The sequence below is a fragment of the Kocuria sp. HSID17590 genome (assembly GCF_003989485.1).
GTDB classification, from domain to species: domain Bacteria; phylum Actinomycetota; class Actinomycetes; order Actinomycetales; family Micrococcaceae; genus Kocuria; species Kocuria salsicia.
The window spans coordinates 25,919-38,746 of the sequence record NZ_RBMB01000008.1; the positions used below are offsets into that span (position 1 = coordinate 25,919).

The 12,828-nt window shown below is 72.1% G+C and carries 12 protein-coding genes, 1 tRNA gene, 1 pseudogene and 1 riboswitch; of the genes and pseudogenes, 5 read left to right on the forward strand and 9 right to left on the reverse strand.

The genetic code is table 11. The annotated features are described in order from the left end of the window. Window positions 1-64: 64 nt before the first annotated feature. The 4 genes and pseudogenes from moeB to thiO all read right to left on the reverse strand — a co-directional run bounded on the left by moeB (window position 65) and on the right by thiO (window position 4,069). On the reverse strand, window positions 65-1,375 hold the full coding sequence (gene moeB, locus D8M39_RS04140) for a molybdopterin-synthase adenylyltransferase MoeB (protein ID WP_126874478.1): 1,311 nt from the start codon (window positions 1,373-1,375) through the stop codon (window positions 65-67). A gap of 260 nt (window positions 1,376-1,635) precedes the next feature. Continuing rightward, window positions 1,636-2,457, reverse strand: a pseudogene (locus D8M39_RS04145) (thiazole synthase); the annotation flags it as partial. 2 nt (window positions 2,458-2,459) lie between these two features. Further along, window positions 2,460-2,765 carry a sulfur carrier protein ThiS gene (gene thiS, locus D8M39_RS04150; protein WP_126874479.1) on the reverse strand — a complete coding sequence of 102 codons (306 nt, stop codon included), beginning with the start codon at window positions 2,763-2,765 and terminating at the stop codon, window positions 2,460-2,462. Then, complete coding sequence (gene thiO, locus D8M39_RS04155; RefSeq protein ID WP_332308002.1) at window positions 2,762-4,069, reverse strand: glycine oxidase ThiO; 1,308 nt, start codon at window positions 4,067-4,069, stop codon at window positions 2,762-2,764. Before thiO ends, thiS begins: the two co-directional genes overlap by 4 nt. After that, a riboswitch (TPP riboswitch) is annotated at window positions 4,029-4,152 on the reverse strand. Its footprint overlaps the gene before it by 41 nt. A gap of 132 nt (window positions 4,153-4,284) precedes the next feature. Here thiO and thiE point away from each other — a divergent pair. Then, on the forward strand, window positions 4,285-4,947 hold the full coding sequence (thiE, locus tag D8M39_RS04160) for a thiamine phosphate synthase (RefSeq protein WP_094395093.1): 663 nt from the start codon (window positions 4,285-4,287) through the stop codon (window positions 4,945-4,947). Between the two features lie 81 nt (window positions 4,948-5,028). On the opposite strand, the gene D8M39_RS04165 is transcribed toward thiE, so the two are convergent. The 3 genes from D8M39_RS04165 to D8M39_RS04175 all read right to left on the reverse strand — a co-directional run bounded on the left by D8M39_RS04165 (window position 5,029) and on the right by D8M39_RS04175 (window position 6,579). Beyond that, window positions 5,029-5,424, reverse strand: a complete 396-nt coding sequence (locus D8M39_RS04165; protein WP_232300180.1) for a thiol-disulfide oxidoreductase DCC family protein — start codon at window positions 5,422-5,424, stop codon at window positions 5,029-5,031. Further along, window positions 5,421-6,293, reverse strand: coding sequence for a PhzF family phenazine biosynthesis protein (locus tag D8M39_RS04170; RefSeq protein ID WP_126874480.1), 873 nt, complete (start codon window positions 6,291-6,293; stop codon window positions 5,421-5,423). The genes D8M39_RS04165 and D8M39_RS04170 overlap by 4 nt, the downstream gene beginning before the upstream one ends. A gap of 209 nt (window positions 6,294-6,502) precedes the next feature. Further along, a tRNA-Pro gene (locus D8M39_RS04175) sits at window positions 6,503-6,579 on the reverse strand. A 98-nt stretch (window positions 6,580-6,677) separates the two neighbouring features. Here D8M39_RS04175 and D8M39_RS04180 point away from each other — a divergent pair. Beyond that, on the forward strand, window positions 6,678-7,907 hold the full coding sequence (locus D8M39_RS04180) for an MFS transporter (protein WP_126874481.1): 1,230 nt from the start codon (window positions 6,678-6,680) through the stop codon (window positions 7,905-7,907). A 37-nt stretch (window positions 7,908-7,944) separates the two neighbouring features. Here D8M39_RS04180 and D8M39_RS04185 read toward each other — a convergent pair whose 3' ends face one another. Then, complete coding sequence (locus D8M39_RS04185; RefSeq protein WP_126874482.1) at window positions 7,945-8,874, reverse strand: metallophosphoesterase; 930 nt, start codon at window positions 8,872-8,874, stop codon at window positions 7,945-7,947. After that, the gene (locus D8M39_RS04190) at window positions 8,874-11,015 is read right to left on the reverse strand and encodes a transglycosylase domain-containing protein (RefSeq protein ID WP_126874483.1); all 2,142 of its coding nucleotides are present in this window, start codon (window positions 11,013-11,015) and stop codon (window positions 8,874-8,876) included. The genes D8M39_RS04185 and D8M39_RS04190 overlap by 1 nt, the downstream gene beginning before the upstream one ends. Window positions 11,016-11,133: 118 nt before the next feature. Here D8M39_RS04190 and D8M39_RS04195 point away from each other — a divergent pair, with 118 nt between their 5' ends. Genes D8M39_RS04195 through D8M39_RS04205 form a run of 3 tightly spaced genes read left to right on the forward strand, consistent with a single transcriptional unit; the run spans window position 11,134 to window position 12,747 of the window. After that, on the forward strand, window positions 11,134-11,328 hold the full coding sequence (locus D8M39_RS04195) for a hypothetical protein (RefSeq protein WP_055082311.1): 195 nt from the start codon (window positions 11,134-11,136) through the stop codon (window positions 11,326-11,328). Between the two features lie 22 nt (window positions 11,329-11,350). Then, window positions 11,351-11,830 carry a RidA family protein gene (locus D8M39_RS04200; protein ID WP_055082313.1) on the forward strand — a complete coding sequence of 160 codons (480 nt, stop codon included), beginning with the start codon at window positions 11,351-11,353 and terminating at the stop codon, window positions 11,828-11,830. A gap of 2 nt (window positions 11,831-11,832) precedes the next feature. Then, complete coding sequence (locus tag D8M39_RS04205) at window positions 11,833-12,747, forward strand: hypothetical protein (RefSeq protein ID WP_055082315.1); 915 nt, start codon at window positions 11,833-11,835, stop codon at window positions 12,745-12,747. The last annotated feature ends 81 nt before the right edge of the window (window positions 12,748-12,828 follow it).

A 12,828-nucleotide genomic window follows, 5' to 3' on the forward strand; every position in this document is an offset into this window, starting at 1 on the left:
GAAAGCTGCACTTTTTGTGTGTCGGGGGCGGCGCGGGTCACCAGCTCGACGCAGCCTCGGCCGGTCAGTACCTGGGAAGGGACGGGTCCACGGCGTCGATCCAGGCCAGGATGCCACCGTCCAGGTGCTTCACACTGTCCTCGCGCATCGCGTAGTCCGATCGCAGGGCGGCCAGCGCCCGGGCGGATCGCACACCGGCCTTGCAGTGCAGGATCACGTCCCCCTCGGTCCCGGCGGGCAGCGCGCGAACGCCTTCCGACAGCAGCCGGTCCAGCGGAACGGAGACCGCTCCCGGAATGGACACGAGCTCGCGCTCCCAGTCCTCGCGCACGTCCACGAGCGTGAACGCGGACTCCCCGCGTTCTCGGGCCGCGAGCAGGGTGGCCAGTTCGGCGGCGTCCACGGTCTCGACGGCGCTCGGAGCCGGCGGCGCGGACGGGTCCAGCGGAGCGCCGGGCTGGCCTGAGCCCCCTGAGCACCCTGAGCCCCCTGGGGTTCCAGACGTGCCGGGGCCGCCGCGGCCGGAAAGCGGCGCCGCGCCGTCGTCGGGACCCGGCAGTCCGCACGCGACCATGACCTCGGAGAGGTCGGTGACCGGCTGCCGCTCGGGGTCCGGCAGCACGGTGAGGGTGCGCCAGGTCTGGGCGAGCGCGTCGTGGACGAGCACCCGCCCCACGAGCGGTTCGCCCATGCCGGTCAGCAGCTTGAGGGCCTCGGTGGCCATGACCGACCCGATGGCCGCGGGCAGCACACCGAGCACACCGCCCTCCGCGCACGAGGGGACCGAGCCCGCCGGGGGAGCCTCCGGGTAGAGGTCGCGGTAGACGGGACCGTGCCCGGGCCAGAAGACGGAGACCTGGCCGTCGAAGCGCAGGATAGAGCCCCACACCACGGGGGTGCCGGTGAGCTCCGCGGCGTCGGCCACGAGGTAGCGCGTGGGGAAGTTGTCCGCGCCGTCCAGCACGAGGTCGTACTGCCCCAGGATCTCCAGGGCGTTCTCCGTGGTGAGGCGGGTGTCGTGGGTGCGCACGGTCACCAGCGGGTTGAGCCGCGCCACGGCGTCCGCCGCGGAGTCCACCTTGGGGCGCCCGAGATCCTCGACCGTGTGGATGACCTGGCGCTGCAGGTTGGACACGGAGACGACGTCGTCGTCCACGACCCCCAGGGTTCCCACACCCGCCGCGGCGAGGTACTGCAGCGCGGGCGCGCCCAGGCCGCCGGCACCGACCACGAGCACGCGGGCGTTCTTGAGCCGCCGCTGACCCTCCGGTCCGAAGCGCTCGAGCGTGAGGTGGCGGGAGTAGCGTTCCAGCTCCTCCCGCGTGAGGCGTTCCGCGGGTCCCACGAGGGGCTCGAAGGGGGTCCCGGCGCTCATCGGATGGGGCTCCCGCCCGGTGCGGGATCGTCGAGGACGTCCCGGGGCGCGGGGTACGACGACGTCGCGCGCTCGCTGTCCGCGCCCGACTCCCGCTGAGCGGTCCCCTGCGATGCCTCAGGGGAGCGGGAGGCGTCGGAGGATGCCGCCGTGCCACAGTCCGGTGCGGGCTCGCCGCCGGACAGCGGCTCACCCGCCGCCTCCGCGACGGAACGGGCGGGCCAGTCCCCGCGGGGAGCGTCGTCGTCCGCGGGGACGATCCGCCCGGCCATGGGCGAGGACGCGAGCGCGTGGGTGCGCCGGGCGATCCGCCCCGCGCCCCGGGCCAGCCGCCCGGCCTGCACGGCGTGCTTCATGGCCTGCGCCATGGCCACCGGGTCCCGGGCGCGAGTCACCGCGGAGGCGAGCAGCACGGCGTCGCAGCCGAGCTCCATGGCCAGCGCCGCCTCCGAGGCCGTGCCGATTCCGGCGTCCAGCACCACGGGCACCGAGGCGCGGGACGCGATGAGCTCGATGTTGTGCGGGTTCAGGATGCCCAGCCCCGTGCCGATGGGCGCGCCCAGCGGCATCACGGCCGATGCCCCAGCGTCCTCGAGACGCAGGGCGAGAACGGGGTCGTCGGAGGTGTAGGTGAAGACGGTGAAGCCCCGGCGCACGAGCTTCTCCGTGGCGTCCAGCAACTCCACGCCGTCCGGCAGCAGGGTGTCCTCGTCCGCGATGACCTCGAGCTTGACCCAGTCCGTCTCCAGCGCCTCACGCCCCAGCTCAGCGGTCAGCAGGGCGTCCCGCGCGGTGTAGCAGCCGGCGGTGTTGGGCAGCACGCGGATGCCGTTGCGCCGCAGGATGCCGTACAGGCTGTCCTGCGGCCTTCCGCCGGACGACGCGTCGCCATCCGGCGACGACGCCGCGCGGCCGGGTGCGAAGCGGCGCAGCGCCACCGTGGTCAGCTCGGTCCCCGAGGCGGTCAGCGCCCGTTCGAGCATGGCGAGGTCGGTGAGCCCGCCCGTTCCCATGATGAGCCGGGAGGACAGTTCCACCCCGGCCACGGTGAAGGGCGTGTCCTGCGTGTTCTGCGCGTTCATGCTCAGCCTCCCTGCACCGCGGTGACGATCTCCACGCTCTGCCCCGGCGCCACGGGCGTCGCGGCCCACAGGGACCGGGGGACCACGGTGTCGTCCACGGCCACGGCGATCCCCAGGGGGTGACCGTCCGCGGCGGTGCCGACCGGGGTGATCTCACGGCCGGTGAGCCGGGCGACGGCATCCGTGAGCGTGAGCCCCTCGTGGACCGCCACGGGGGAGCCGTTCACGGTCGCGGTGCCCTGCGCCGCGGAGGGGGCGGGCGGCGTCGTCACCGCCGAGGGCGAGGGGTGCGAGGGGTCGGTGGTCATGCGAGTCCTCCCGAGATGTGGGGGTGGTCGAGCGAAGCGGTGTCTGGGTCGGCCTGCGAGTGCCGGGCGGGATCCGTCGAGGCGAGGAACTCCCCGTCCGCGCCGTGCTCCACGCCCGGGTCGAGCACGCCGGTGACGAGTTCCGCCGCGAGTCGGGACGCGACCGGGGTCAGCAGGATGCCGTGACGGAAGTGGCCCGTGCTGACGACCAGTCCGTGCACGGAGGTCCGGCCCAGGTAGGGGAGGTCGTCCGGGGTGCCGGGCCGGGCGCGGGCCATCATCTCGAGGACGTCGCAATCGTCGATCGCGGGCACCACGGTGCGGGCGTCGCGCAGCAGCTGGTGGACGCCGCCGGCCAGCACGGACTCCCGCCCGTCCTCGCGGCTGGTGGCGCCGAGCACCAGGGTGTGGTCCTCGCGGGGGACCACGTAGACGGGCCGTCCGAGCACCTGGGCCCGTACCGTGCGGGAGAGCAGGTGCTCCTCCCCGGGGGCGAGCACGGACTCGGGCACGCGCAGCCGCAGGATGTCCCCGAAGACCGGGCGCAGGCGCAGGTCGAGGTCCTGTGGCAGACCGCCCACGGTGCTGGCCGTGAGACCGGTGGCGAGCACCACGGCGTCCGCGGGGATCTGCTCGCCGCTGTCCAGGCGTACGCCCGTGACCTGGCGGATCCTTCCGGAGGTGGTCAGCAGGGAGTCCACCTTGCTGGTGAACCACCGTGCGGGCCCGGGGTCCGAGGCGCCCTCGACGGTCTCGAGGTGCGCGGCGTTCAGCGCCTCCACCATGGCGGAGGCGAGCAGCCGGGGGTCCACCTGGCGGTCGGAGACGATGCGCACCGCTCCGGCCAGGCGCGGCGCGAGCGCGGGTTCCAGGGACCGGGCCTCCCGCACCGGGATCTCCTGGACGTCCATGCCGGAGGCGATCTGGTGCGAGGCGAGGTCCGAGAGGGAGCGGGCGTCCGCGGCGTCCGCGGCGACCACCAGGGTCTCCTCCGTGCGGTAGCCCGTGGGCAGACCGGTGGCGGCGGTGACCCGCTCCACGAACCGGGGGTACTCGGCGGCGGAGGCGCGCATCAGCGGGTAGAGCGGTTCCTGGCCGTACTGGGTCTCCGCGACCGGGGCGAGCATCCCCGCGGCGGCGCGGGTGGCTCCCCACGCGGGGCGCGGGTCCACCACGGTGACGGCGGTGCCGCGGCGTCGCAGTTCGAAGGCGGTGGCGAGACCGATCAGCCCGGCCCCGGCCACGACGACGTGCTCGGGCACGTTCTCGGACATTCTTCCTCCCTCCGGCGGCATGACCCGCATCAGGTGACCGGTCGGCGACTCACGCCCTCTCAGCCCGCTGCGGTGGTGTCGTGCGACGTGTGCGGGCTCCCGTGGAACTCGTGGGGCGGCAGCGGTGCCGACCACGATCAGTGTGCCCAGTCTAGCTGTGCCCACCGTCGGCGTCTCCGGGGAACCGGCGCTGAGGAGAGCGCTCGCCGTGCGCACCGGCAGCGGGTTCGTGCCACGATGGCGTCATGGGACACACGAACGAGCCGGGCACACGACGTCGTGCCGCACTGCAGGACGCGCGCCTCTACGTGTGCGTCACCGCCCGCCGCGAGCGCGGTGACCTGCGGGAGTTCCTGCACGCCGCCTACGAGGGCGGGGTGGACATCATCCAGCTGCGGGACAAGAGCCTGGAGGCGGCCGCGGAGATCCAGGCCATCGAGGTCCTCGCGGAGGTCGCCCGGGAGCACGGGAAGCTCTTCGCCGTCAACGACCGCGCGGACGTGGCGCTGCTGACCGGCGCGGACGTCTTCCACGTGGGGCAGGGGGACCTGAGCACCGAACAGGCGCGCACGGTTCTCGGTCCCGACGTGGTGCTGGGGCGCTCGTGCCACTCCACCGCGCAGGTGGACGCCGCGCTCGCCGACCCCGGTCTCGACTACTTCTGTACCGGCCCGGTCTGGGAGACCCCCACCAAGCCCGGCCGCGCCGCCGTTGGCCTGGAGCTGCCGCGGTACGCCGCCGAGCACGCCGGGGCCACGCCGTTCTACGCGATCGGGGGGATCGACGCCGCCCGGCTGCCCGAGGTGCTCGGCACGGGTGCGTCGCGGATCGTGGTGGTGCGGGCCGTCACCGAGGCCGACGACGTCGCCGCAGCAGCCCGCGCGCTGCGCACCGCCCTGCCGGCGTGACCTCAGGGCCCCTGCCCGACCGCACCGACCTCGCGCGCGGCGCTCGCCACCCCGTGACCGCACCGGGTGCTCAGGGGGAGGTCAGGCCTGCCCGGCGGATCCGCACTGCCCCGGATGCGCCTCGCACCACGGGGTGACGCCGGGAAACATGTGCCGGTGCTCGGCGACCCAGCGGTAGGCCGCCTCCAGTGTCCGCCCGACCAGCGGCAGCCGGTAGACCCGTTCGACGAGCCGTCTTCCGAGCGCGGTGTCGAGGACGACGGCCACGGCGTGGGCGCCGCTGGTGGTCTCGTCCCGTACCGCCCAGACCGAGCTGTCCGCCTGTTCCGGGGTGAGGCCGAAGCGCTCCAGGACGCCCGGGCACTGGGATGCGTGCAGCTCGATCCTCCCGTGACGGTCGAGGACCCGTACCCACCCGACGGCGCGCGTGCAGAACCCGCAGTTGCCGTCGAAGACCACGTGCAGCTGCGCGCTCACAGCAGCACGCTCCCGCTCACGCACACGGTGCACGCCCCGCCCACGAGAACGTCCTCGCCAAGGGACGAGACGTGGACGAGACCCCGCCGCCCGAGCCGGGTGCCCTGCCGCGCCACGTACTCGCGGGGCGTGCGGTCCGTGCGGATGAGCCACTGGGCCAGGCTCGCGTTGAGGCTTCCCGTCACCGGGTCCTCGTAGCCGCGGGCGCCGGGGACGAAGGCGCGGACCTCGAAGCGGTGCGCGGAACCTTCTGGGGCGGGCCCCACGACCCCCACCTTGTGCGCGCCGAGGGCTGCGACATCGGGGTCGAGGGCCAGCACCTTATCGGCGGAGTCGAGCACCACGGCCGCCCAGCCGGGGCCGTTGTCCACCCACTGGTGCGCCAGCACGTCCCGGGCGGTGATGCCGAGACCTTCGACGATCGTGCGCAGGACGTCGTCCTCCAGGTCCCCCGAACGGACGGTGGGCGGGGCTTCGAAGGACAGTGCGGCGTCGTCGTCCTCGGAGGAACCGGAGGAAGGAGCGTGGATGCGCACGAGACCCGCGGCGCACTCCTGGACCAGCGTGCCCGCGACCCGCGGGTCGTTCCCGGCCCGCAGCCATGCGCGCGCGGAGCCGAGCGTGGGGTGGCCAGCGAAGGGGAGTTCGCCGTGGGGTGTCCAGATGCGCAGGCGGTAGTCCGCGTCCGTCGTGGTGGCCGGCAGGACGAACGTGGTCTCGGACAGGTTGGTCCAGCGCGCGAAGCGGGCCATCTGCTCGTCCGTGAGGTCGGAGCCGTCCAGGACCACTGCCACGGGGTTGCCCAGGTAGGGGTCGGCGGAGAACACGTCCACCTGTGCGAACGGGCGGGAACGGGGCAACGAGGTCATGCTCCGATTTCACCACATCGGTTTGGACCGTTGCGCCACACACCTGGGGTGGAGCGGGGCATCCGCCGAGTTCCGCGCCGTGCGGAGAGAACCTGGCGGGCGGTGGGTGGGATCGACGGGGCGAAAGGCTGCCGGGGACGACACGGGCTTGAAGGACAGGCCGGCATGAAAAAATCCCCTTGCTCCTGCGGACAGGTGCAAGGGGATTCTGGTCGGGATGACAGGATTTGAACCTGCGACCTCGTCGTCCCGAACGACGCGCGCTACCAAGCTGCGCCACATCCCGCTGTCCCACGGAGGAACTCCGCGAACAACTGCTCCAGCATAGCGTCAGGATTCGGGGAATGCGAAATCCCGGGCGGGCCGCCCGGTACGCTCGCAGCCATGGAGCACTCGGCGGAAGCGGCGATCAGCCCGCGCACGTGGCGCCGCGTGGGCGCGGCCATGTTCACTGTGGGGTTCGGCGCCAATCTCTTCGCGCCCATGCTGGAGGTCTACCGGGAGCAGGACGGCCTCTCGGAGTCGTTCGTGACGGGGATGCTCGGGATCTACGCGGCCGGCCTGGTCCCCGCTCTGCTGGTCTTCGGCCCGGTGTCTGACCACCGGGGGCGGCGGGCCGTGATGCGCCCGGCGCTCGCGGTGGTCTTCGCGGCGTCGCTGATCCTGGCCGCGGCGTCCCAGACCTCCGACTGGCTGCTCTACCTGGGCCGCTGGATCATGGGCTTCGGGGTGGGCATGGCCATGTCCTCCGGATCCGCGTGGGTCAAGCAGCTGAGCACCGACCGTCCCGGGGCCGGACCCCGCCGCGCGACCGTGGTGCTCTCCGCCGGTTTCGGCGCGGGTCCGCTCGCCGCCGGTCTGCTGGCGCAGTTCCTCCCCGCCCCGCAGGTCACCCCGTTCGTGGTGCACCTGGTGCTCGTCCTTGCCGGGGCCGCACTGGTCTGGCGCGTTCCCGAGACCCAGCCGGTGGCGCGGGGCGCCCGTCCGCGGCAGCCGCTCGTGCCGCCGGTCGCCCTCACGGGTCGCTTCTTCTGGGTGATCGCCGCCTGGGCGCCGTGGGTCTTCGGCACGGCCACCGTGGCCTTCGCGAGCATCCCCCTGTTCACGCTGTCGTCGGTGCGTTTCCCCATCGCCTACCTGGGGCTCGTGGCCTCGGTGGTGATGTTCACGGGTGTGTTCGTCCAGCCGTTGGCTGCGCGGCTGGGGGAGGGCGGCTGGCTGCCGCTCTCGGTCACCGGGCTGGGGGCAGCGAGCGCGGGCCTGGTCCTGGGCGCGTTCACGGTCGCGTGGCACCTGAGCTGGCTCGCGATCCCCACGGGCGTGCTGCTGGGGGTCAGCTACGGGTTCATGATGGTCGCCGGTCTGCGGGAGGTGGAGCTCATGGCCCGCCCGCACGAGCTCGGTGCCCTGATCGGCGTGTTCTACACCCTCACCTACGTGGGCTTCGCGGTGCCGTTCGTGCTCTCGTTCCTCGCACCGGCGGTGGCCCGCGTGGCCGGGGTGGGGGAGACCACGGGGTTCGTGTGGTGCCTGCTCGCGGGCTCCGCGGGCTCCGCGGTCCCGGTGGCACGGGCGGCGGCGCGCGCCCTGCCCGGCCCCGGAACCGAGGGCTGACGACGACGCCGCGGCAGCCACGCGGCGTCGTCGTCCCTCAGTCCGTGAGCGTGACCAGGACGGCCTGGGGCGGACAGAACAGGCGGACCGGGGCGAAGCGGGACTCGCCCAGTCCCTGGGAGATGTTCACGGTCACCCCGCGGTGCTCGATCAGTCCCTTGCAGATCGCGGGGTCGAGGTCGCAGTTGCTCACCAGGGCGCGGCCGCCGGGCAGGCACACCTGCCCGCCGTGGGTGTGGCCCGCGAAGACGATGTCTGCCCCGTCCGCCGCGAAGCGGTCCAGGGTGCGCAGGTACGGTGCGTGGGCCACCCCGATGCGCACGTCCGCGGGGGTCTCGTGGTCCTGCGGGAAGCCCGGGTGGCGGTCGTAGTGCAGGTGCGGGTCGTCCACGCCGGAGAAGTCGATCACGGTCCCGGCCACCTCCAGGCGCAGCGCGCGGTTGATCAGACCCGTCCAGCCGTGCTCGTCGAAGGCCCGGTGCATCTGCGCGGTGGGCAGCAGCTGCGGTGCCTCGTCCTGCCCGGCGCGGTCCGCCGCGGAGGTGCGCCACAGGTAGCGGGTGGGGTTCTTGGGCTGCGGGGCGAAGTAGCAGTTGGACCCCGGCACGTAGACCCCCGGGAATGCGAAGAGCGGGTCGAGGATCTCCAGCAGGTAGGGCAGCGCCTGCAAGTGGGACAGGTTGTCCCCCGTGTCGATCACCAGGTCCGGTCGCAGGGCAGCGAGCGAGTGCATGAATCGCAGCTTCGCCGCCTGGCCCGGCACCGTGTGCAGATCCGAGATGTGCAGGATGCGCAGGGGCCGGGCACCGGTGGGCAGGACCCGCACCGTCTCCTGGCGCAGCTGGAACCGCCGACGCTCCCCGAGCACAGCCCACGCGAGCGTCCCGGTCCCTGCCGCGAACAGGCCCGCCCCGGCCGCGGTGATCTGGCGCGGGGCCGGGGCGGGCCCGGTGCTGGCGGAGGCCACTACTTGCTCGTGGACAGCACGCTGGCGGGCGGCGAGGAGAACGCGTCGGTGCTGTAGCGCGGCGCAATCTCCTTCATGTAGTTCTGCCACTGGCCACCGGCGTACGTGGCACCGTCCACCCACTCGGTACCGGAGCCACCGGAGCGGCCGCCGATGTTCAGGCCGTTCAGGGAGCGCGAGCCGGACTGGTAGTTGCCCACCCAAGATGCCGTGGACAGGCCCTCGGTGTAGCCCACCATCCACGTCTGGGTGGAGTTGTCCGTGGTACCAGTCTTGGCCGCGGACGCGCCGGGCAGGCCGATGGAGCGTTGGTAGCCGGACCCTCTCACGAGCACCTGTTCCAGCACGTAGTTCACGCCCTGGGCGACCTCCTTTTTGATGACCTGCTTGCAGGAGTCGTTGCCGACGTCGTACGACTTGCCCTGCGCGTCCACCACCTTGGTCACGGCGCGGGGTTCGCACATCACGCCGTCATTCGCGAAGGCCGAGAACGCGCGGGCCATGGTCATGGGGGAGATGTCCGCCGAGCCACCCAGCAGGGAGGAGAGCACCGTGGTGTCCACGGGGTCGCCGGTCTTGCCGTCGTGGATGCCCAGCGCCTTGGTCAGGTCGCCGATCTCGCACAGGTCGAGGTCTGCGGCCATCGCGTACAGCGCGGAGTTGATGGAGTTGTAGATGCCGTAGTCCACGTCCATGACCTTCTGGTAGCCCTCGGTGGCGTTCTGGAAGGTCAGGCCGTTGCCGTCGGTGCCCGGTTCGATCTTGTACCCGTTGGGCAGGCAGGAAGCCTTCCACTTGTAGTCCGCCGGGTAGCTCAGCCTGCGGGCGTCGATGCTGGCCTTCACCCCCTTGCCCGAGTTGATCCACTGGGCCAGGGTGAACGGCTTGAACGTGGAACCCACCTGGAACCCGCCGGCGCCGCCCATCGACGTGTCCACGTTGAAGTTGTAGGTGGTGTTGCTGTCGCCCTCAGCGGCGGAGTAGTTCGTGTTCTGCGCCATGGAGGCGATGTGCCCGCTGCCGGGCTCCAGGGAGATCAGGGACGTGGAGACGCTGTCCGGGTTGTTGTCCTTGGGCTGCGTCTGGTTGACCTGGGTGTCCGCCGCCTTCTGCGCGGTGGGATCCAGTGTGGTGGTGATCGTCAGACCACCGCGCTGCAGGGTGGCCAGCCGCTCCTCCGGCGTGGTGCCGTACGCGTCCGACTGCATGACCTCGTTCTCCACGTAGTCGCAGAAGTACGGCGCGGTCTTCGCTGCGGAGCACCCGGAGCTCGTGGTGTGGATGTCGAGGTTCATCGGCTCGTTGGCGGCCTTGTCCGCCTCCGCGCGGGTGATGGACCCGGTCTGGACCATGGTGTCCAGCACCAGGTTGCGACGCTGCGTGGACAGCTCCGGGTTTACCTGGGGGTTGTACGTGTTCGGCGACTGCACCATGCCCGCGAGGGTCGCGGACTGGGCAACGCTCAGCTGCGAGGCGTGGATGCCCCAGAAGTACTGCGACGCCGCTTCGACACCGTAGTTGGAGCCGCCGAAGAGCACGATGTTGAGGTAGCCCTCGAGGATCTCGTCCTTGGACTTCTCCTGCTCCATGGACAGCGCGAGCTTCATCTCCTTGATCTTGTCGACCACGCCCTTGTCGGCGCCGATGGTGCTGGCCTGCTCGCCGTTGCGCACCTGCTGGTCGATGATGAGGTTGTTCACGTACTGCTGCGTGATCGTGGAGGCGCCCTGACGGTTGCTCGGGCGCAGCAGGTTGTTGCCGATGGCGCGCACGATGCCCCACGGGTCCACCGCGCCGTGATCGTAGAAGTCGCGGTCCTCGATGGACAGCAGCGCCTTCTGCATGTTGGGGGAGATCTCGTCCAGGGGCACGGGGTCCCGGTTCTGGGCGAAGAACTTGGCGACCTCGGAACCGTCCTTCGCAACAACCGTGGAGGCGCGGGAGAGCGGGCCCGTCTCCATGTCCGCGGGCAGGGACTTGAACCATCCGATGGACGCGTTGGCGGCCAGCCCGGCTGCCGCGGCGGGGGGGACCAGGAGCCCGGCTGCGACCACGCCGGTGACCACCGCAACGGCGATGAACGCCACCACGTTGCCCAGTACCGACGTGGGCTCGGAGCCCGAGTTGTTGCGTGATGCCATTGCGCCAGTGTACAAGCCGGGGGCGGGTGGATCCGTGTATCCGAACCTGCGGTCACACTGTGATCTCCCCGGGACCGGGGACGCGCGCCGGGCCCGCCCGGCCAGTAGGGTGGTGGCCATGACCACTTGGGAATACGCAACCGTTCCGCTGATGATCCACGCCACCAAGCAGATCCTCGACAACTGGGGTGACGACGGCTGGGAGCTCGTGACCGTGCTGCCCGGCACCCAGGCCGCGGACACCCCCGCCGCGAACATGAACGCGCCGGTGCAGACCAACCCCATCGCCTACTTCAAGCGCCCCAAGAACTGACGCGGCGCGGGAGGACCCGGACATGAGTGACAGGTACGAGGACCGGCTCGCGGAGCTGGGGCTGCAGCTGCCCGACGTCGCGGCACCCCTGGCCGCCTACGCGCCGGCGGTGACCAGCGGCAACCACGTGTACACCGCGGGCCAGCTGCCCCTGGTCTCGGGCTCGCTGCCGCAGACCGGTGTGGTGAGCGACAGCGGTGCCGAGGGCACCGTGGACCCGCGGCGGGCCGCGGAGCTCGCAGAACGCTGCGCGCTCAACGCGCTCGCGGCGGTGAAGTCGCAGATCGGCGAGCTGGAGCGCATCCGGCGCATCGTGAAGGTCACGGGTTTCGTGGCTTCCGCCCCGGACTTCTTCGCGCAGCCCGCGGTGGTGGACGGTGCGTCCCAGCTGCTCGGCCGGGTCTTCGGTGACGCCGGCGTGCACGCGCGCTCCGCGGTGGGCGTGAGCGTGCTGCCGCTGAACTCCCCGGTGGAGGTCGAACTGATCGTCGAGTTCGGCTGAGCATGGGCGGCGCGCCGTCGGGGGAGCGGATCTTCGCGATCCCCCGCTCCTACAGCAAGGCGGCCCGCGCCTGGATGGAGCGCGGCCTCGGGATGCACGGTGCGGCACCGCGCCGGGGCGCCGCCACGGTCTTCGTCCGGGACGGGGACAACGGGGTGGAGACCCTCATGCTCCACCGCCCCGGGCGACAGTCCATGGGCACGCTCTCCTTTCCCGGGGGGATCACCGAGACGAGCGACGACGAGCCCCTCGACTGGCGCGGTCCGAGCTCCTCCGAGTGGGCCCACAAGCTGCTCTCCGACGACATCGGCCGCGCCCGGCGCAGCGTGGTGACCGCGGCGCGCAAGACGTTCGTGGAGACCGGCATCCTCTTCGCGGGCGCGCCCGCCCACGGGGTGGCCGAGAACGTGGAGGGCGTGGACTGGATGCGCTCCCGCGAGCAGCTGGCCTCCGAGGACATCTCCTTCGCGGACCTGCTCGCCAAACGCAGCATGGCGTTCCACAGCGAGTGCCTGCGCCCGCTGTCCCACTGGATGACCTCGGACTTCGTGCACCAGCGGGTGGACCTGCAGTTCTTCGCCGCGGCGGTTCCCGTGGGCCAGCGCGAGTCCCCGCTGGCCACGCAGCGCGGGCGTGCCTGGCTCGGCTGGGTGGACGCCCGCACGCTGCTCGACGACCCCTGGGCCACGCCCCTGCCCGAGCTCTTCCGGGAGGAGAGCGAGGAGAGCGCCCAGACCGACGACCCCTGGCACTTCGACTTCAACGAACTGACAACTCCTGGGGTGCAGTGCGCCGTGGAGGCCGTGGCGGAGGCGAGCTCGGCCATGGCGTTTCTCGCCGCCCGTCGGGACCTGCGGGTCAAGGTGCCGCGCCTGGACCTGCGCGACGACGAGCCCGTCCTGGTGCTCGACGCCTGACTCCCGCCGCGGCGGGCGGGGCGGCGTCGACCGGGCCCGTCCGCACACGCGGCGACGCCCGCGGCAGGTGCCGCGGGCGTC